Consider the following 19,949-nt stretch of genomic DNA (forward strand, 5'->3'; position numbering starts at 1 on the left):
CGATCGTGCCGGCAGGGCCTGACCGCATGTTCCGCATCCGCAGCGCCGACCATGCCGCGGATTTCTCCGCGCTGCGTTCCGTGCGCGAGGTGGTCTTCGTGGAGGAGCAGCAGGTGCCGCGCGAGATCGAGCTCGACGCGCTCGACGCGCAATCCCGCCACGTCATTGCCGAAGACGCGGAAGGCCGCCCAATTGGCACCGGGCGGCTCACCCCGGAACGAAAGATCGGGCGCATGGCCGTCCTGCGCGGCTGGCGTGGCCGGGGCGTCGGGGCCGCGATGCTCCACGCGTTGCTGCGCCAGGCACGCGGCGCGGGCTGGGAATCGGTGTGTCTGCACGCGCAGGCCAATGCGGTCGCGTTCTACCGTCGCCACGGATTCGCCGCCGTCGGCGAGCGCTTCATGGAAGCCGGCATCGAGCATCAGGCGATGCGGCTGCGGCTGGATCGTCCGGTCGCCATCGAGGACCGCGAGGCTGCGGTCGCACTGACCGTGGCGCTGGTGCAGGACGCGCGCAGGCGGCTGGTCATCCGTAGCCGTGAGCTCGACCCCGGCCTGCTGGATGACGGGCAAGTGCTGGAGGCGTTGCGCACCTTTGGCACCACAGGGCGCGGCAACGAGGTGCACGTGTTGCTCCACGATGCCGCCGCCGCGCAGCGTGCCCACGCGCCGTTGCTGGTGCTGGCACAGCGCCTGCCAAGCGTGTTCGCGCTGCGCGAGGTGGACGATCCGGTGGATCGCAACGACGCCTCGGCCTGCATCGCCAGCGATGCCGGCGGCTATTACCACCGTCCCCTCGGCCAGCGCTTCGATGGCGAAGCCGCGCTGGCAGGCGCACCGCGTGCGCGGCAGCTGCTAGAGGCATTCGACCCGGTGTGGCAGCGTTCGCGCCCCTGCAGCGAACTGCGGGCACTGGGGTTGTAGTGTTGCGCGGACAGCGGCCAGGACCTGCGCTGCGTTGATCTTGGCCCAAAGCATGATGCGCCGCGGCATGCGCTGCGGCTATAATGCGCAGTCACCGATCCGCCTGGTCCCCGGGGCAGGAAAGCCCTTCCGGATCAGGCGTTTGCCCATTACTACGAGCCCGATACGCCAGACGTGGACAGTCTCCTGAAGCAGTTTGCGCAATCCTCCCAGCTCGGCGCCAACGCCGCCTACATCGAGGATCTGTACGAGCAGTACCTGGTCGATCCCGACAGCGTCGGGCCGAAATGGAAGACCTGGTTCGACGGCTTCAAGGGGCGCGAGGCCGGCGACGTGCCCCATTCCGTCGTCATGGATGCCGTGGCCAGGGCCGGCAAGGCCGCGCGCGCCGACGACAGCACCACGACTGAAAACGCCGGGTCGCGGCAGCAGGGCGCCGTGCTCAAGCTGATCACGGCCTACCGCTCGCGCGGCCACCTGCACGCCGACATCGATCCGCTGGGCATGCTGGAGAAGCCCGACGCGCCGGACCTCGAGCTGTCCTTCCACGGCCTGTCCGACGCCCAGCTGGAACACGAGTTCAGCACCACGCCGCCCGGCGGCAGCACCACCACCTTCGGCGGCCCGGCGCAGATGCGGCTGCGCGACCTGGTGGCCATGCTGCGTGCGACCTACTGCGGCGCGATCGGCGCCGAGTTCATGCATATCTCCGATGCCGAGCAACGCCGCTGGATGTACGAGCGGCTGGAATCGGCTGCGGGGCGCTATGGCCGCACCGCCGACGACAAGCGCCGCATCCTTGAGCGCCTCAGCGCCGCCGAGGGCCTGGAGCGCTACCTGCACACCAAGTACGTCGGCCAGAAGCGTTTCTCGCTGGAAGGCGGCGACGCACTGATCCCCTTGCTCGACAACATGATCCGCCGCGCCGGCAGCGATGGCGTCAAGGACATCGTGGTCGGCATGGCCCACCGCGGCCGCCTCAACGTGCTGGTCAATACGCTGGGCAAGAACCCGCGCAAGCTGTTCGACGAGTTCGAAGGCCGGTTCGACGCCCATGGCGACGGCCGCGCCCACACCGGCGACGTGAAATACCACATGGGTTTTTCCGCCGACCTGCAAACGCCCGGTGGCCCGGTGCACCTGGCGCTGGCGTTCAATCCCTCGCACCTGGAGATCGTCGATCCGGTGGTGGTGGGCAGCGTGCGCTCGCGCCAGCATCGCCGGGCCGACACCAGGCGCCGGCAGGTGGTGCCCGTGCTCCTGCACGGCGACGCCGCCTTCGCCGGCCAGGGCGTGGTGATGGAGCTCTTCCAGATGTCGCAGGCCCGCGGCTTCGCGGTCGGCGGTACCGTGCACATCGTGATCAACAACCAGGTGGGCTTCACCACCAGCGAGCGCCAGGACGCGCGCTCCACGCTGTACTGCACCGACGTGGCGAAGATGGTGGGCGCGCCGGTGGTGCACGTGAATGCGGATGATCCGGAAGCCGTGGTGTTCTGCGCCGAACTGGCCTTCGACTTCCGCCAGAAGTTCGGCAAGGACGTGGTGATCGACCTGGTGTGCTACCGCCGCCACGGCCACAACGAAGCCGACGAGCCCGCGGCGACGCAGCCGCTGATGTACCAGGTGATCCGCAAGCACAAGACCCCGCGCGAGCTGTACGCCGCGCGCCTGGTCGAGGAAGGCGTCGTCGATGCCGACGGTGCCAAGGCGGTGGTCGATGCCTACCGCGACAAGCTGGACAACGGCGAGGTCACCACCGAGCTGGCCGACACCAAGCCGCAGGACTACGACCTGACGATCGACTGGGAGCCACTGCTTGCGGGCACGCTCTCGAACAAGGTGGACACCACCGTCAAGCCGGCGAAGCTGAAGGCGCTGGCGAAGCAGATCAACGACATTCCCGCGGACATCACCCTGCATCCGCGTGTCGCCAAGATCTACGAGGACCGTCGGAAGATGGCCGCCGGCGAACAGCCGGGCGACTGGGGCTTTGCCGAGAACCTCGCCTACGCCACCCTGCTGGACGAGGGCGATCGGCTGCGTCTGGTGGGCCAGGACGCCGGCCGCGGCACCTTCTTCCATCGCCACGCCGTGCTGCACGACCAGAAGACAGACATCGACTACCTGCCCCTGCAGCAGCTGGTGAAGACGCCGGAGGACGCGACCATCATCGACTCGCTGCTCAGCGAGGAAGCGGTGATGGCGTTCGAGTACGGCTACTCCACGTCCGAGCCGGGCACGCTGTGCATCTGGGAAGCGCAGTTCGGCGATTTCGCGAACGGCGCGCAGGTCGTCATCGACCAGTTCATCTCGTCGGGCGAGGCCAAGTGGGAACGGCTGTGCGGCCTGGCGCTGTTCCTGCCGCACGGCTACGAAGGCCAGGGCCCGGAACACAGTTCGGCGCGGCTGGAGCGCTTCCTGCAGCTGTGCGCGCTGGAGAACATGCAGGTCTGCGTGCCGACCACGCCGGCGCAGGCCTTCCACATGATCCGCCGGCAGATGCGCATGCCCACCCGCAAGCCGCTGGTGGTGATGACGCCGAAGTCGCTGCTGCGCCACAAGCTGGCGGTGTCGACCCTCGACGAGCTGGCCAAGGGCGAGTTCCAGCACCTGATCCCGGACACCACCGCCGACGCGAAGAAGGTCAGGCGCGTGGTGGTGTGCTCGGGCAAGGTCTACTACGACCTGCTGGAAGAAGCGCAGAAGCAGAAGCTGAAGGATGTGGCGCTGGTGCGCGTGGAGCAGCTGTACCCGTTCCCGCGCGAGATGCTCACGGCCGAGCTCGAGCGCCTGTCGAAGGCGCGCGAGGTGATCTGGTGCCAGGAAGAGCCGCAGAACCAGGGCGCGTGGTACCAGATCAAGCACCACTTCGAACCCTGCCTGGCCGCTGGCCAGACCCTGCATTACGCCGGTCGCGGCCGCTCGCCCTCGCCCGCGGCGGGCCACTACAACGACCACGTCGCCGAACAGCAGGCGCTGATCGCCGACGCCCTGGTCAACCCGGCGACCGGCAAGGTCGCCGCCGAATAACCCCCTTTTCCACGCAGTCCTGCCAGGAAGCCGCCCGATGGCCACCGAAATCAAAGTCCCCGTCCTGCCGGAGTCCGTCTCCGACGCCACCATCGCCAGCTGGCACAAGAAGCCCGGCGACGCGGTCAAGCGCGACGAGAACATCGTCGACCTCGAGACCGACAAGGTGGTGCTGGAAGTGCCCTCGACCGTCGACGGCGTACTGAAGGAAATCAAGTTCGAGGAAGGCGCCACGGTGACCAGCGCGCAGGTCATCGCCGTGATCGAGGAAGGCGCGGCGGCCGCGCCGTCCGCCGAATCCGGCAGCAAGGGCAAGGACGCGCCCGCCGCCGGTGCCGAGGAAGTGCAGTCGAAGGCATCGGCGAAGAGGGCCGATGACGCCGCGCCCTCCTCCACCAAGCCGCAGGCCTCCGCGGGCAAGCCCAGCGACCTGCCACCCGGCGCGCGCTTCACCGCCGAGACCCGTGGCATCGATCCGTCGCAGGTCGAAGGCACCGGTCGTCGCGGCGCGGTGACCAAGGAAGACCTGGTCAATTACGCCAGCGGCAAGACCGCCGGCGTGTCCGGTGGCGCGCGTCCGGAAGAGCGCGTGCCGATGACCCGCATCCGCAAGCGCATCGCCGAGCGCCTGATGCAGTCGAAGAACTCCATCGCCATGCTGACCTCGTTCAACGAGGTCAACCTGTCGAACGTGATGGCCCTGCGCAAGCAATTGGGCGAACAGTTCCAGAAGGACACCGGCGTCAAGCTCGGCTTCATGAGCTTCTTCGCCAAGGCCGCGGCCAATGCGCTGCAGCGCCACCCGGTGGTCAATGCCTCGGTCGATGGCGACGACATCATCTACCACGGCTACGCCGACATCTCGGTGGCCATCTCCACCGACAAGGGCCTGGTCACGCCGGTGCTGCGCAACGTCGAGCGCATGTCGTTCGCCGACATCGAGAAGGGCATCGCCGACTTCGCCGTGGCCTCGCGCCAGGGCGGCCTGAAGCTGGAAGACCTGCAGGGCGGCACCTTCACCATCACCAACGGTGGCACCTTCGGCTCGCTGATGTCTACGCCGATCGTCAACCCGCCGCAGTCGGCGATCCTGGGCATGCACGCCATCAAGGAACGCGCCATCGTCGAGAACGGCCAGGTCATCGCCGCGCCGATGATGTACATCGCGCTGAGCTACGACCACCGCATCATCGACGGCAAGGACGCGGTGCTGTTCCTGGTGGACATCAAGAACCAGCTCGAGAACCCCGGCCGGATGGTGCTGGGGCTCTGATGCACCGTGCCCCTCTCCCGCCGGGAGAGGGGTTGGGGTGAGGGCCGGCGGAGCGCCAGGACGGATTCCGCTAGGCGACGCAACGGCCCAGGCATCCCGCTCCGCCGCACCCTCATCCGCCCTTCGGGCACCTTCTCCCAGAGGGAGAAGGGAAAGGCAAAGGATCCAGATCAATGAGCCAACAGCAGAATTTCGACGTCGTCGTCATCGGTGCCGGTCCCGCCGGCTACCACGCCGCGATCCGCGCCGCGCAGCTGGGCATGAAGGTCGCCTGCATCGACGCCGCGCTCGGCAAGGACGGCAAGCCCGCGCTCGGCGGCACCTGCCTGCGCGTGGGTTGCATTCCGTCCAAGGCGCTGCTGGATTCCTCGCACCAGTACCATAACCTGACCCACCAGTTCGAACAGCACGGCATCAGCGTCAAGGACGCGAAGATCGACGTCGGCACCATGGTCGGCCGCAAGGACGCCATCGTGAAGCAGTTCACCGGCGGCATCGCGCAGCTGTTCAAGGCCAACAAGGTCACGCCGTTTTACGGCTTCGGCCAGCTGCAGCCGGGCAACGTGGTCAAGGTGAAGCAGCACGACGGCAGCGAAGTCGAGCTCAAGGGCACCAACGTCATCCTCGCCGCCGGCTCCGATTCGATCGAGCTGCCGTTCGCGAAGTTCGACGGGGACACCATCGTCGACAATGTCGGCGCACTGGACTTCACCGAGGTGCCAAAGCGCCTCGCCGTGATCGGCGCTGGCGTGATCGGGCTGGAACTGGGCAGCGTGTGGAAGCGCCTCGGTGCCGAGGTCGTCATCCTCGAGGCCCTGCCCGACTTCCTGGCCGTGGCCGATGCCGAAGTCTCGAAAGTCGCCGCACGCGAGTTCAAGAAGCAGGGCCTGGACATCCGCCTCGGCGCAAAGGTCTCGAAGACCGAGGTCACGGGCAAAGGCAAGAAGAAGGAAGTCGTCGTCAGCTACACCGACAAGAACGGCGAGCAGTCGATCACCGTCGACAAGCTACTGGTCGCCGTGGGCCGCAAGGCCGCGAGCAAGGGCCTGCTGGCCGACGGCACCGGCGTGAAGCTCAACGAGCGCGGCCAGGTCGAAGTGGACGAGCACTGCCACACCGGCGTCGACGGCGTCTGGGCGATCGGCGACTGCGTGCGCGGCCCGATGCTGGCGCACAAGGGCTTCGAGGAAGGCATCGCGGTGGCCGAGTTGATTGCTGGCCTGCCCGGCCACGTCAATTTCGACACGATTCCCTGGGTCATCTACACCTCGCCGGAAATCGCCTGGGTGGGCAAGACCGAACAGCAGCTCAAGGACGAAGGCGTGGCCTACAAGGCCGGCTCCTTCCCCTTTGCCGCCGTCGGTCGCGCCGTGGCGATGGCCGAGCCTGCCGGCTTCGTCAAGGTCATCGCCGATGCCGAAACCGATCGCGTGCTGGGCATGCACCTGGTCGGCGCGAACGTGTCGGAACTGGTGCACGAAGGCGTGCTGACCATGGAGTTCAAGGGCTCCGCCGACGACCTCGCCCGCATCTGCCACGCACATCCCTCGCTGTCGGAAGCGGTGCACGATGCGGCAATGGCGGTCGACAAGCGCGCGATCCACAAGGCCAACTGATTTTTCCTTCTCCCTCCGGGAGAAGGTGGCGCAACGCGCCGGATGAGGGTACGGAGCGCTGGAAGCGGCATGCCTACGCCGCACCCTCACCCCACCCCTTCTCCGGCGGGAGAGGGATTTACGCATGAAATCGATCTGCGTCTATTGCGGTTCTAACGCCGGCAGCAAGCCGATCTACGCCAACCGCGCCGCCGCGCTGGGCGATCGCATCGCCAAGGAAGGGCTGCGCCTGGTGTATGGCGGCGGCAACGTCGGGCTGATGGGCATCGTTGCCGATGCCGTGCTCGAAGCCGGCGGTGAAGTGACTGGCGTCATCCCGCGGCAATTGGCCGACTGGGAAGTCGCGCACCGTGGCGTGACCGAGCTCGAGATCGTGGACTCGATGCATGCCCGCAAGTCGCGCATGTTCGACCTGGCTGATGCCTTCGTCGCCCTGCCCGGCGGCTTCGGCACCATGGAAGAGATTTTCGAGATGCTGACCTGGCGGCAGCTCGGCATCGGCAACAAACCCTGCGCGTTCCTCGACATCGACCGCTTCTACGAGCCGTTGATCGGCATGATCGACCGCATGGTGGAAGAGCGCTTCCTGCACCCCGAACAGCGCCAGGACTTGTGGCATGGGGACGATATCGACGCGATGCTGCAGTGGATGCGGGATTACACGCCTGCTCGGGCTGAGAAGTGGATCGATGAGAAGCGTCGCAACGCGACGCGGTAGCAGGGTGCGCATCCAGCATCCGCCGATCGAAGCCACTGGGTCCCGGCTTGCATCCACCGCGGAGCGGACGACCGCCGTCAAGGTCAAGAGCGTTCCGCCCTGAAGGGCGGGTTACTTCCTTTGCAGGCACACTGCGTAGCGAACGGCGCAGCCGGTCAAGAAAGCGGCCAAAGAAATGCCTTTCCCCGGCGAACCTAACCGATTTCGTCTGTCTCGACGGGATTTTTCGACAGGACATCCGTGTCCTGTCGAAAAACGGCCGGCTTCCCTGCCGGCCGCCCTCCGGGTCTTCCAGCAGCAATTGCTGCTCAACGTAGATCAACAGCCCGGCAACCGTCATCCCGGCGCACACCGGGACCCAGCGCCTCTTCGCAGCGCAATGCGCACACCTCAACACTTTGCTTTTCCGCATCAGCACTTTGCTTTTCCGCATCCGAACCGCAAGAATCGAAGACACTGGATCCCGGTGTCCGCCGGGATAGCGGAATCCAAGATATGCCGACACCCGACCGCTTCAACGCCTTCCGCATCCACAACAACGCCGCCGGCTATCGCGGCGGCATCGAGCAGATGGCGATCGATGCCCTTTCCCCCGGCGAGATCGTGGTCGAGGTCGCGCACTCGTCCGTCAACTACAAGGACGCGCTGGCGGGCACCGGCAAGGGCAAGATCCTGCGTTCGTTCCCGCTGGTCGGCGGCATCGACCTCGCAGGTCACGTCGTTCGTTCCAGCGACCCCACCTTCAAGGAAGGCGACGCGGTGCTCGTCACCGGCTGCGGCCTCAGCGAAACCCGCGACGGCGGCTATGCCGAGTACGCGCGCATCGAATCGCAGTGGGCCATTCCCCTGCCCGCCGGGCTGAGTTTGCGCGAAAGCATGATCCTCGGCACCGCGGGTTTCACCGCCGCACTTGCGCTGCTGCGCATGACCGAGAACCGGCAGTCGCCGGAACTCGGCCCGCTGGCGGTGACCGGCGCCACCGGTGGCGTTGGCTCACTGGCGGTCGATATCTTCAGCAGCGCCGGCTACGCCGTGCATGCGATCAGCGGCAAACCGGACGCCGCGGGTTACCTGAAGGAAATCGGCGCTGCCGAAGTGCTTGGACGCGAAGCGCTGGCGACCACGCGGCCCATGGACACCGCGCGCTTCGGTGGTGGCCTGGACAACGTCGGCGGCACGATGCTGGCCAGCCTGCTTGCACAGACCAAGCCCTACGGTAATGTCGCAAGCGCCGGTCTTGCCGCTTCGCACGAGCTGCCGGCCACGGTGATGCCCTTCATCATCCGCGGTGTTTCGCTGCTGGGCGTGGCCTCGGCCGGTACCGCACGCGACCTGCGCGACGAGGTCTGGCGTCGGTTGGCCAGCGACTGGAAGCCGCGCCACCTTGGTCGCATCTGCACCCGGGAGGCCTCGCTCGCGGAACTGCCCGACGTCTTCGGCACCCTGCTCGCCGGCGGTGGCTTCGGGCGGACCCTGGTCACGCTGTAGGCATCCGGCTTGCGGGCGCGTCCATCGCCGTTACAATCCGGACAGCCAACAACGGGGACTCTCATGGCGCGCATCCTGATCGTCGACGACTCGCCGTCGCAACTGATGGGCATCCGCCGCATCGTGGAGAAACTCGGCCACGAGGCGCTGACTGCCGAAGACGGTGCTGCGGGCGTCGAGGTCGCGAAGCGTGAGTTGCCCGACCTGGTGCTGATGGACGTGGTGATGCCGAACCTCAACGGTTTCCAGGCCACCCGTTCGCTCACGCGCGACCCCTCTACCAAGCACATCCCGGTGATCCTGGTAACCACCAAGGACCAGGACACCGACCGCGTCTGGGGCATGCGCCAAGGGGCGAAGGCCTACCTGACCAAGCCTTTCAGCGAAGCCGAACTGTCCGAGATGATCCTCGGCACGATTGGTGCGGGTACCACCGACGAGGGCTGACCCGCGCCGCATGGCTGTCGCCGCCGTCAGGGCCGGCGCCAGTCGTCGGCGAACGCCTCCCTGATCCTTTCATAGGCTTCGCGCTGCCTGAGGTCGTGCGGCGTGGGCGCCTGGATTTCCAGTTCAACGATCTGGTCTCCCGCCGTCCCGGTCGCCCCCGCTGGCAGGCCACGGCCACGCAGCCTCAGCTTGCGGCCCGCCTCCGATTCCTTCGGCACCTTCAGCTCCACGTCACCGCCGAGCGTGGGCACGTTGACCGTCGCTCCCAGCGCCGCTTCCCAGGGTGCCACCGGCAGGGTGTAGATGATGTTGCGTCCGTCCACCTCGAAGCGTGGGTGTGCGGCGTACTCGATCTCCAGCAGCAGGTCGCCGCCGCGCTGGCCCTGCTTCGCCAGCCGGATCACCTGCCCCGGACGGATGCCCTTCGGCACGCGCACCTCGAACGTCTTGCCGCCCACGCCCACGCGCACGCTGTCGCCGTGGAACACGCTCTCCAGCGAGACGGCGAGCCTGGCGCGGGTGTCGCCCGGCGGCTGGGGGCCGCGTGGCTGCGCGCGACCGCCGCCACCCCGACGGAACATGCTCTCGAAGAAATCGCTGAAGCCGCCGCCCGCGCCACCGCCAGCGAAAATCTCCTCGAAATCGACTCCGCCCGGCCCACCGCCGAATCCCCCCGGCGGCGGCTGCACGTCGTCGCCCGGCCGGTATCCGCGCGCGCGCAGCTGGTCGTAGGCCACGCGCTTCTGCGGGTCGCGCAGCGCTTCGTAGGCCTCGTTGACTGCCTTGAACTTGTCCTCGGCCCCGGCCTCCTTGCTGACGTCCGGGTGGTACTTGCGCGCCAGCCGGCGATAGGCGGACTTGATCTCCGCCTCGCCTGCGTTCGGCTCGACGCCGAGGATGTCGTAGTAATCCTTGAACTGCATGCTCGCTCCAGCCGCACCGGCCCGCACATGGTGCGCGGGCCGGGCGCCAGTCTATCGAAACGCGTGGGCGGTCAGTGCGAAGCGCCCGCGCCCACCTCGATCCGGCGCGGCGTGGTTTCCGGCTTCTTCGGGATCGAGATTTCCAGCACGCCGTTGCGACCGCTGGCGGAAATGCCTTCGGCGTCGGCGCTGTCGGGCAGCGCGAAGCGGCGGTGGAAGGTGCCGTGGGCACGCTCCACGCGCGAGAATCGCGCGTTGTCGTCGCCGGTCTCGGCACGGCGCTCGCCGCGGATGCTCAGGATGCCCTTGTCCATCAGCACCTCGACGTGCTGCGGATCGATACCCGGCAGGTCGGCGAAGATGACGAAGCGCTCGGCTTCCTCGCGGATGTCCACGCGCGGGACCCATTGCGCGGTGACCACCGCCGAGCCGTCGGCATCGGTGTCGTTGTCGTTGAAGAAGCGGTCGAAGACCTGGCGGATCTCGTCCTGCAGCGCCACTTGCGCCGGACGGGTGCGATAGCGGGTGATGTTCATCGTGTTGGCTCCGTGTCTGGGGCCCGCGCCGGTGCGCCGGCCATGTCCGCGATCTAGGTGCACCGGTCCGGATTTCAAGGGGTGCCAATACCGCAGGCGCGCCGGGCAGCTACACTCGCCCCATCCCCACAGGAGCATGCCCATGTCCATCCAGCCCGGCGATCGCATCCCCGAAGTGGTCCTCAAGCACATCGACGAGGGCGTGCAGTCGATCGACACCCCCACCCTGTTCGAAGGCCGCAAGGTGGTGCTGTTCGCGGTGCCCGGCGCCTTCACGCCGACCTGTTCCGAACGCCACCTCCCCGGTTTCGTCGAGCAGTTCGACGCCTTCCGCGAGCGCGGCGTGGACGTGGCCTGCATGTCGGTCAACGACCCCTTCGTGATGCAGGCCTGGGGCGACAGCCAGCACGTGCCGAAAGGCCTGAAGATGCTGTCCGACGGCAACGGCGACTTCGCCCGCGCACTTGGCCTTGAAATGGATGCCAGTGCCTACGGCATGGGCATGCGTTCCAAGCGCTTCGCCCTGTATGCGGAGGATGGCGTGGTGAAGCAGGTCTTCGTGGAAGCGCCCGGCGAGTTCAAGGTGTCTTCGGCCGAGAACGTGCTGGCGAACCTCTGACGCCAGCACGCTTCCACCAGATACTCCTCAGCGAGCGATCCGGAACGGCACGCTCGCCCAGGCACCGCTGTCTGCCAGTGCGGTCAGCGTGTGCTGGCCCGGTTGGTCGAACTCGCGCTGGAAGCCCTGCGTGCCGCGTGTCTCCGCGATCCATCGCCCATCGAGCAGCCACTGGATGCGCGCTTCCGACCCCAGCGCCCGCAGCGACAGCCGCACGCCCTGCGCGCTGCCCGGTGCGCGCGCCAGCGTCGCCCCGGCGTTGATGCCTTCGATACGCAGCGCTTCCACCGCGTCGCGGCCATCGCCGCCGCAGTCCGGGGACAGCGCGGGAAGCGCAGAGGCACGTCGCGTCGCCGGCGCCAGCCAGGGCGACAGCAGCGCTGGCCATCGCGCGATCTCGCGCCGTTGCGACACGTGCGGCAACCGGCAGTCCGCGGACAGCCGCAACCCCGTGTGCGCATCCACGTCGAAGGTTTCGCGTCCTGCGCTCCAGAGCCGCGCATCGCGTTCGGCAAACGTGGGCGGCACCACGCCATCGAGCGTCCATGCCTGCATCCGCCGCTGGCACAGCGCGTCGGCCTGGTCCTCGACCGCGAGTCCCAGCGGCCAGCAGATCTCGCGTGCCGCCACGCTTGCGGGCGGCGGCACGGGCGCATCGTCACCCGGCAGGCGCGGCAGGCTGTCGAAGGTTTCGAACAGCAGCGGCAGCGCGGTGATCGCACCGTACTGCCCCGGCAAGGGGGTGCCGTCAGGCCGCCCCACCCACACGCCCACGGTGTACCGCCGCGTCGCGCCCAGCGCCCAGGCATCGCGGAAGCCGTAACTGGTGCCGGTCTTCCAGGCCACGCGCAGGCGACGCATGGTGTCGAAGGTATCGCTGCGTTCGCCGGGACGCGCGTTCGACTCGAGGATGTCGCGCACGATCCAGGCCGCGCCCGGCGACAGCAATCGACGTTCGACCAGCGCATCGTCCGGCGTGTAGCGCACGCGCCCGGCGATGCCGTCGCGATGCAGCGCCGCGTGCGCGCCGACCAGATCTTCCAGCCGCGCACCGGTGCCGCCGAGGATCAGCGCCAGGTTCGGCGTGGCCCCACGCGGGAAGCGCAGCGCGATGCCGGCGTTGTCCAGCCGCGCGGTGAAGCGCGCCGGGCCCACGCGATCCAGCAGGTCGACCGCCGGCACGTTGAGCGACAGCTGCAATGCCGCCGCCATGCCGACCGGGCCATTGAACGCCGCGCCGAAGTTGCCGGGACGGTAGCCGCCGAACGATTGCGGCGCATCCACCAGCAGGCTCTGCGAATGCACCAGGCCGTCGTCCAGCGCCATGCCATAGAGGAACGGCTTGAGCGTCGAACCCGGCGAGCGCCAGGCGTGCACCATGTCGACATGGCCCAGCCGCCGCGCGTCCCCGAACGCCACCGAACCGACGTAGGCGCGCGCCTCCATCGTGGCATTGTCGACCACCAGCAAGGCGGCCGAGGTGCGTTCGGGCAGCGTCGAGAAATACGCGGCCACGCGTTCTTCCAGCGCCCGTTGCAGGCCGGCATCGAGCGTGCTTTCGATACGTTCGGCGCGGGGCTGGCGCTCGCGCAGCCGCTGCGCGAGCAAGGCCGCGGCATTGGGCGCGCGCAGGCTGCGCGACACCACCGGTTCGATCAGCGCATCATCCACCTCCGTCCGGCTCCATACGTTCCGCGCGGCCATGCGTTCGAGCACCTTGTCGCGCGCGGCGCGGGCGGCATCGGGTTCGCGGTCCGGACGCAGCCGGGTCGGCGCCTGCGGCAGCACCGCCAGCAACGCCGCCTCGGCATGCGACAACCGCGATGCCGGCTTGCCCAGGTAGGCCCAGCTGGCCGCCTCCACGCCTTCGATCGTGCCGCCGAACGGCGCGCGTTCGAGGTACAGCGCGAGGATCTCGTCCTTCGTCAGATGCGCCTCCAGCTGCAGCGCACGCAACACCTGCAGCAACTTGCCGCCGGGCGAGCGCGTGCTGCCGGGCGTGCCCTCCAGGATACGGGCCACCTGCATCGTCAGCGTCGATCCGCCGGAGACGATGCGGCCATGTGCAACCCGCTGCCACGCCCCACGCGCCAGCGCCCAGGGATTCACGCCGGGATGGCGGCGGAACCAGCGATCTTCGTACTGCAGCAGTGCTTCGAGGTACAGCGGCGAGACGCTGGAAGGATCGGCGGGATGGCGCCAGACACCCTCTGCATCGGCGAACGCGCGCAGCGGCGTACCATCGCGTGCGACCACGAGGGTGCTGGTGTCGCGAGCCCTGGGCAGTTGCGGCGGGAACGCGACATCGAGCGCCAGCAACGCCAGCAGCGCCGCTGCCGTCCCCCAGCGGAGCCACGACAGTGCCCGCGACCGCCATCGACGCCTGCCCCCCGGCCTCACGGCATGCTCGGCATCGTCCACGAAGGGCTCACGCATCCATTGCGTCGCCGAGCGGCAGCACGACGTCCGCGACGGCGCCCGGTGCATCATCGCGCGGCCGCAGCGACAGGCTGCCGCCCTGGGCCTCGACGATCTGCCTCGACAGCACCAGTCCAATGCCGGAGCCGCCCGGCTTGGTGGTGAAGAACGGCACGAACAGGCTGTCGCTCGACGGCAGGCCATGGCCATTGTCGAGGATCTCGATCCGTGCATGCCCGGCCTCCCGGCGCCAGCGCAGTACCACCACGCCCTGCGCATCGGCTTCCAGCGCGTTGCGCACCAGATTGATCAGCACCTGCTCGATCTGGTCGCCATCCGCACGCACGCGCGCCGACTCGCCGGGTTCGATCCGGAAACGCGTGCCCGCAAAAAGCCCATGCACGCGGCTGCAGAGCTGGGCGATATCCAGTGGCCGGACCTGCGGTGGCGGCAACCGCGCCAATCGCGCGTAGCCGCCGAGGAAACGTTGCAGCGCCTCGCTACGCTGCTCGATGACACCGAGGCCGCCATGCAACTCGCGCGCCAGTTCGGGGCCCAATGCCGCGCCGTCGACCGGCAACATGCGCCGGAGCGTGTCCGACATCGACGCGATCGGCGCCATCGAATTGTTGATCTCGTGGCTAAGCACGCGCAGCAGCCTGCGGAAGGCCTGCGCCTCCTCCTCGCGCAGCGCGCGCTCCATCGGCTGCACCACCAGCAACCTGCCCGCCTGGCTGCGGCTGCGCAGTGCCGCGTGACCGATCTGCCAGCGCCCTTGCTGTCCCGGAAACGCATGCGCGCGGATGCCGCCGTTCGGCGTTTCGAACAGCGGCGCGAGCCCGAGTGCATCGGCACTCTTCCCCAGCAGCGCCTGCGCGTCCTGCGCCAGCAGCCTTTCGCCCGCCGGGTTGACGACCCGCAACCGCCCGTCCTGCTCGAAGGCGAATACCGCGCCATCCAGCGCAGCCAGCGTCTTGGCCAGCAGTTGCAGGCTTTCCTGCATGCCGCGTTGCTCGTCGTGCAAACGCTGCGCCAGCCCGTTGATGCGCTCGACGATGCCGGCGTGCGCGTCACCGCGCGGCGGCGGTGCGCCACGCACGCCGTAGTCGCCTTCATGCAGCGCATCGAGCAGGCTGGAGATCGCGCGCAATCGCTGCCCGCGGCCTCGATCCGCCCCCCAGGCCGCGACCAGCGTCAGGCCGATGACGATCAGCAGCAGCAACCACGCCGGCACGGGATCGGGAATGCCGCTGAGCAGCACCAGCGCCAGCACCGCGACTGCCGGCAGCGCCGTCAGCAGCCGTCTCCGGTACTCCGGTTCAATCCTCGCCATCTTGGCCGATGCCGTGCTTTTCCAGCCGTCGGTACAGGCTCTGCCGGGTGATGCCCAGCCGATCCGCCGCCGCCTGCAGGTTGCCCGTTGCCGCGCGCAGTGCGCGGCGCAGCAGCCAGGCTTCGGCCTGTTCGAGCGTCATCGCTTCGATCGCCTGCGACCCGTCGCCCCGCGCCGGCTGCAGTCCGAGGTCCGCCGCGCGCAATCGCGGCGCATCGGCCAGCAACGCGGCGCGCTCCATCGTGTGCGCGAGTTCGCGGACGTTGCCCGGCCACGGATACGCCAGCAACGCACGTTCGGCGTCGCCCTCCAGGGCCGGTAGCGGACGTCGGTAGCGTGCGCACGCCGCCGCAAGGTAATGCGTCGCAAGGGGCACGATGTCCTCGCTGCGTTCGCGCAGCGGCGGCACCACGATCTGGAAGGTGTTCAGCCGATACAGCAGGTCCTGGCGGAAACGACCTGCCGCCACCGCCTCGACAAGATCGGTATTGGTCGCGGCGATGATGCGCACGTCCACGCGCTGCGTGCGCGCCGAGCCCAGCCGCTCGAACTCACCGTCCTCGATCGCCCGCAGCAGCTTGGGCTGCTGTTCGAGCGGCAGGTTGCCGATCTCGTCGAGAAACAGCGTGCCGCCGTCGGCCAGTTCGAAGCGGCCGGCGCGTTCCTGGCGGGCGTCGGTGAATGCACCACGCATGTGGCCGAACAGTTCGGATTCGAACAGCGTCGGCGCCAACCCGCCGACATCCACCTTCACGAACGGCTGCGCGCGCCGCGGCGACCATTGGTGCATCCGCTGCGCGAGCAGGGTCTTGCCGGTGCCGTTCTCGCCCAGCAGCAGTACGCCCGCGTGGCTGCCGGCGATCCGGCGCAGTTCGCCGACCAGGCGCCGCATCGATGGGGACACGGCGACGAAACCGTCGCCCGCATCCTGCAGCGCCAGCGACTGCGCCTCGCTCAGGCGACGCTCGCCGCGCCGGCTGCGGTCCAGCGCGATGCGGCTCTCCAGCACGTTCAGCAGCCGTGCGTTCTGCCAGGGTTTCTCGATGAAGTCCGCCGCGCCGCGGTGCATCGCCTCCACCGCCAGTTCCACGCTGCCCCATGCCGTCATCGCGACGACCGGCAGTCCGGGCCGTTCGGCGGCGATGCCGGTCACCAGCGCCAGCCCTTCCTCGCCCGAGGTGGTGTCGGTGCGGTAGTTCATGTCCACCAGCGCGGCGGCGAACTCGCCCCCGTCGCCACGCAGCAGGCCGAGCGCCTCGTCCGGAGATGCGGCGCCCACGGCCTCGTAACCCTCCGTGCGCAACAGCATGCGCAAGGCTTCGCGCACGTCGGGCTGGTCGTCGACGACGAGGATCCGCGACACGATTTTCCTGCTCGTCTCGTCCGGAACACGCATGGCGCAAGTCTAGCGGTTACCGGCGGGGAATCCGTCAGTCCGCGCGCAGCGCCTGCATCGGCGGTACCCGCGCGGCGCGCAGCGCCGGCCCGAGGCTGGCGAGCAGGCCGGCAGTCGAAAGCACCACCAGGACCGTGCCGATGGCGAACGGGTCGGCAACGTCGATCCCGAACAGGAAGCCCTGCAGCAGGCGCGACAGCGCCAGCGCCGCCGCAAGCCCGATCGCAAGTCCCAAAGCGACCTGCATCGCGCCCTCGCGCAGTACCTGCCGCAGCAGGCGCCCCGGCGGCGCACCCAGCGCGGCGCGCACCCCGAACTCATGGCGCCTGGCCTCCACCGCGACCGCCATCACCGCGTACAGCCCCACGCTGGCGAGCAACAGCGCGAGCGCCGCGAACAGGCCGACCAGCAGCAGGTTGAGCCTCTGCTCGTCGGTGGTCGCCGCGACCACGGCCTCCATCGTCTGCACCCCCGAGATCGGCTGCGCCGGCGACGCCTGTGCGACGACCGCGCGGATCTCGCGCTCGCCCACGTTCGCCCCGGGCTTCAGCCGCACCATGTAGTGCAGCGGGATGTAGCCGCGCACCAGCGCCCATATCGGTTCCGGCGCCTGCGCGAACGGGGCGTAGAGGATCGCCGGCGGCGGATGCGCCGGGCCGAACTGGCGGGTGTCGCCGACCACGCCGACGATGCGCCTGGGCGGCGCGCCATCGAACGACAGTCGCACCGTCTTGCCCAGTGCATCGCCGTCGAGGAAGGCACGCGCGAACTGCGCGTTGACCACCGCCACCGGCTCGCGTCCCGCCGCGTCGGTGGCATCCAGCACGCGGCCCGCCAGCAGCGGCAAGCCGATGGCGTCCGCGTAGCCTGGTCCGACCAGCCGATACTGCGTCGAGACCGTGCGGCCATCGGGGAACTCGAAGCCCATGTTGAACTGTCCGCGCGTCGGCGCCACGTTGCCGACCGTGGCGGCCTCCACGCCCGGCAGGCGTTCGAAACCTTCCAGGATGCGGCGGGTCTGTTCGAGCGTCGATTCCAGGTCCGGCTGCGATTCGCGCACCGGCGACAGCGCGAACGTCATGATGTGCCGGCTCTCGAACCCCATCGGTACCGACAGCAGTTGGTGCAGGCTGAGTGCGAACAGCCCCGCACCGATCAGCAGCAGCGAGGCGACCGCGACCTGCACGACCACCAGCGCCCGGCCGAGGCGACCCGCACCGCGACTCCAGCCCGCGCGCCCGCCGCCCGACAGTTCGCTCGTCAGCGAACGCATGCGTCCGCGCCATGCCCCCAGCAAGGCACCCAGCAGCGCGACCGCGACCGCGCACAGCAACGCGAAAGCGAGGCTGGCTACGGTCAGCCCCGGCTCGCCGCCGCGCAACCACTCGGCGGGTACCAGGCCGCCGAACAGGCGCAGCCCGCCCCACGCCAGCGCCAGTCCCGCGGCCGCGCCGCACAGGCCCACCAGCAGCGCCTCCGCCATCGACGGAAATGCCAGCCGCATCTGCGGCGCGCCCAGCGCCGCACGCACCGCGCTGGCGTGCGAACGCGACAGCGCACGCACCAGCATCAGGTTGCCGAGGTTGATCGCCGCGATCAGCAGCACGCAAGCCGCGGCGGCGAAGAACATCCACAGCGTCTTCGCGCGCAGGGTGAAGAGGTTGGAAAGCGGCTTCGCGCCCATGCTCGCGCTGTCCAGCCAGCGCAGGTCCTCGGCGGTCGCGCCGGGCTGGTCGGCATAGGCGGTGCGCAGCAGCGGCGCGATCGCCGCGCCCAAGCCCTCGATCCGCGTCCCCGGCGACAACCTGGCGACCAGGAGTTCGTTGGTCGCCATGTTGGTGCTGGCCGGAGCCGCCTGCAGCGGCAGCAGGATGTCGAAGCGGTCGGTCCACTGCAGGTGTTCCGGCAGCACGCCGACGATGGGCACGGCGCGGCCCTCGACCTGCAGGCTGGAACCGATCGCCGACGGGTCGCCGCCGAACTGCCGCCGCCAGAAGCCGTGGTCGAGGATCACCGCCATCGGTCCGTTCGGCTGGACCTCGTCGTCGCTGAAGTTGCGCCCCAAGGCCATCGGCAGGCCGAGCGTCGGCAGGAAACCGCCATCGGCAAGCAGCGACGGCACCACTTCGGCGCTGTCGCCGACGGCGACGTTGCTGTTGCGGGTGAAGCCAGCGACCAGGCCCATGGACTCCATGCCGTCCAGGCGCCGCAGCGCGGTGCGGTATCCCGGCGCCGCGTTGGCATAACCTTCGACGAACTCCGTTCCCAGCATCGCCAGGCGCTCCGGCTCCGGATAGGGCAAGGGACGCAGCAACGCCTTGTCGAGCAGCGCGAACACCGACGTCGCCGCGGCCACCCCCAAGGCCAACGTCAGCGACGCGAGCGCGAAGTAGCCGGGACGCCGCAACAGTGCGCGCCACGCCTGCGCCAGTTCCATGAACAGCACGTCGGCGCGAATCATGCCAGCGCCTCCCCTGGCACCGGGATATCGTGCTCGTGGCGCATGCGTTCGAAGGCGTCCTCGTCGACGATGCGGCCGTCGAGCATGTGCACGACCCGCTGCGCGCGCCGCGCGAACGCGGGATCGTGGGTCACCATGCACAGCGTCGTGCCGCTCTCGTGCAGTTGTTCCAGCAGTTGCATCACGGTTTCGCCGTTGCGGGTGTCGAGGTTGCCGGTCGGCTCGTCCGCAAGCAGGATCGATGGTTCGCCGACCAGCGATCGCGCCACCGCCACCCGTTGCTGCTGGCCGCCGGACAGCTGTCCGGGAAAATGCCTGCCGCGGTGGCTCATGCCCACCAGTTCCAGCACCTCGCGCACGCGGCGCCTGCGCTGGTCGGCGGGAACGTCGTCGCGGTAGGTCAGCGGCAACGCCACGTTCTCCTCGACGTTGAGGTCGGCGATGAGGTTGAACGCCTGGAAGATGAAGCCGATCTCGCCGTTGCGCACCTGCGAGCGACGACGCCCGTCCAGGGCCGCCACGTCATGGCCCTTGAGCAGGTAGCGGCCGCCGCTGGCCTGGTCGAGCAGGCCAAGGATCGACAGCAACGTCGATTTTCCGCAGCCCGACGGCCCGGTGATGGCGACGAACTCGCCCTGCGCGATGTCCAGGGCGATGTCGGACAGCGCATGGGTCTCGATCTCGTCGGTATGGAACACCTTGCGCACGCCCTGCAGGCGGATCAGCGGGGCGTCGGGACGGTCTGTGGTCGTGGTCATGCGGTCT

The 19,949-nt window shown here is 68.8% G+C and carries 15 protein-coding genes; 8 read left to right on the forward strand and 7 right to left on the reverse strand.

Going from position 1 to position 19,949, the window contains the following annotated elements:
- The first annotated feature begins 26 nt into the window (after positions 1-26).
- The 7 genes from E2F46_RS13630 to E2F46_RS13660 all read left to right on the forward strand — a co-directional run bounded on the left by E2F46_RS13630 (position 27) and on the right by E2F46_RS13660 (position 9,498).
- Entirely contained in the window at positions 27-923 is an 897-nt protein-coding gene (locus E2F46_RS13630) for a GNAT family N-acetyltransferase (RefSeq protein ID WP_133322989.1), read from the forward strand.
- Positions 924-1,097: 174 nt separating this feature from the next.
- Positions 1,098-3,956, forward strand: a complete 2,859-nt coding sequence (locus E2F46_RS13635) for a 2-oxoglutarate dehydrogenase E1 component (protein ID WP_133322991.1) — start codon at positions 1,098-1,100, stop codon at positions 3,954-3,956.
- A gap of 37 nt (positions 3,957-3,993) precedes the next feature.
- Positions 3,994-5,229 (forward strand): dihydrolipoyllysine-residue succinyltransferase, encoded by a 1,236-nt coding sequence (sucB, locus tag E2F46_RS13640; RefSeq protein ID WP_133322993.1) that lies wholly within the window; start codon positions 3,994-3,996, stop codon positions 5,227-5,229.
- Between the two features lie 173 nt (positions 5,230-5,402).
- Positions 5,403-6,845 (forward strand): dihydrolipoyl dehydrogenase, encoded by a 1,443-nt coding sequence (gene lpdA, locus E2F46_RS13645; protein ID WP_133322995.1) that lies wholly within the window; start codon positions 5,403-5,405, stop codon positions 6,843-6,845.
- A 124-nt stretch (positions 6,846-6,969) separates the two neighbouring features.
- Complete coding sequence (locus E2F46_RS13650) at positions 6,970-7,563, forward strand: LOG family protein (protein WP_133322997.1); 594 nt, start codon at positions 6,970-6,972, stop codon at positions 7,561-7,563.
- 495 nt (positions 7,564-8,058) lie between these two features.
- Positions 8,059-9,051: an acrylyl-CoA reductase family protein gene (locus E2F46_RS13655; RefSeq protein ID WP_133322999.1), complete on the forward strand. Its 993-nt coding sequence runs from the start codon at positions 8,059-8,061 to the stop codon at positions 9,049-9,051.
- A 63-nt stretch (positions 9,052-9,114) separates the two neighbouring features.
- Positions 9,115-9,498, forward strand: coding sequence for a response regulator (locus E2F46_RS13660; protein WP_133323001.1), 384 nt, complete (start codon positions 9,115-9,117; stop codon positions 9,496-9,498).
- A gap of 26 nt (positions 9,499-9,524) precedes the next feature.
- Here the strand turns inward: E2F46_RS13660 and E2F46_RS13665 are convergent, their stop codons facing one another.
- The gene (locus tag E2F46_RS13665) at positions 9,525-10,421 is read right to left on the reverse strand and encodes a DnaJ C-terminal domain-containing protein (protein ID WP_133323003.1); all 897 of its coding nucleotides are present in this window, start codon (positions 10,419-10,421) and stop codon (positions 9,525-9,527) included.
- 71 nt (positions 10,422-10,492) lie between these two features.
- Positions 10,493-10,957 (reverse strand): Hsp20/alpha crystallin family protein, encoded by a 465-nt coding sequence (locus E2F46_RS13670; protein ID WP_133323005.1) that lies wholly within the window; start codon positions 10,955-10,957, stop codon positions 10,493-10,495.
- 142 nt (positions 10,958-11,099) lie between these two features.
- Between E2F46_RS13670 and E2F46_RS13675 the strand changes: the two genes are divergently transcribed.
- Positions 11,100-11,576, forward strand: a complete 477-nt coding sequence (locus E2F46_RS13675) for a peroxiredoxin (protein ID WP_133323007.1) — start codon at positions 11,100-11,102, stop codon at positions 11,574-11,576.
- 27 nt (positions 11,577-11,603) lie between these two features.
- On the opposite strand, the gene pbpC is transcribed toward E2F46_RS13675, so the two are convergent.
- From pbpC to E2F46_RS13700, 5 genes are all read right to left on the reverse strand, one after another.
- Positions 11,604-14,012 (reverse strand): penicillin-binding protein 1C, encoded by a 2,409-nt coding sequence (gene pbpC, locus E2F46_RS13680; RefSeq protein ID WP_133323009.1) that lies wholly within the window; start codon positions 14,010-14,012, stop codon positions 11,604-11,606.
- Complete coding sequence (locus tag E2F46_RS17715) at positions 14,005-14,508, reverse strand: sensor histidine kinase (RefSeq protein WP_243720446.1); 504 nt, start codon at positions 14,506-14,508, stop codon at positions 14,005-14,007. Before E2F46_RS17715 ends, pbpC begins: the two co-directional genes overlap by 8 nt.
- Positions 14,509-15,313: 805 nt before the next feature.
- Positions 15,314-16,723: a sigma-54-dependent transcriptional regulator gene (locus E2F46_RS13690; RefSeq protein ID WP_133323013.1), complete on the reverse strand. Its 1,410-nt coding sequence runs from the start codon at positions 16,721-16,723 to the stop codon at positions 15,314-15,316.
- 34 nt (positions 16,724-16,757) lie between these two features.
- The gene (locus tag E2F46_RS13695; RefSeq protein WP_133323015.1) at positions 16,758-19,184 is read right to left on the reverse strand and encodes an ADOP family duplicated permease; all 2,427 of its coding nucleotides are present in this window, start codon (positions 19,182-19,184) and stop codon (positions 16,758-16,760) included.
- Entirely contained in the window at positions 19,181-19,942 is a 762-nt protein-coding gene (locus tag E2F46_RS13700) for an ABC transporter ATP-binding protein (RefSeq protein ID WP_133323017.1), read from the reverse strand. Before E2F46_RS13700 ends, E2F46_RS13695 begins: the two co-directional genes overlap by 4 nt.
- Positions 19,943-19,949 lie beyond the last annotated feature (7 nt).

The sequence above is a fragment of the Luteimonas aestuarii genome, from assembly GCF_004357985.1.
Taxonomy (GTDB): domain Bacteria; phylum Pseudomonadota; class Gammaproteobacteria; order Xanthomonadales; family Xanthomonadaceae; genus Luteimonas; species Luteimonas aestuarii.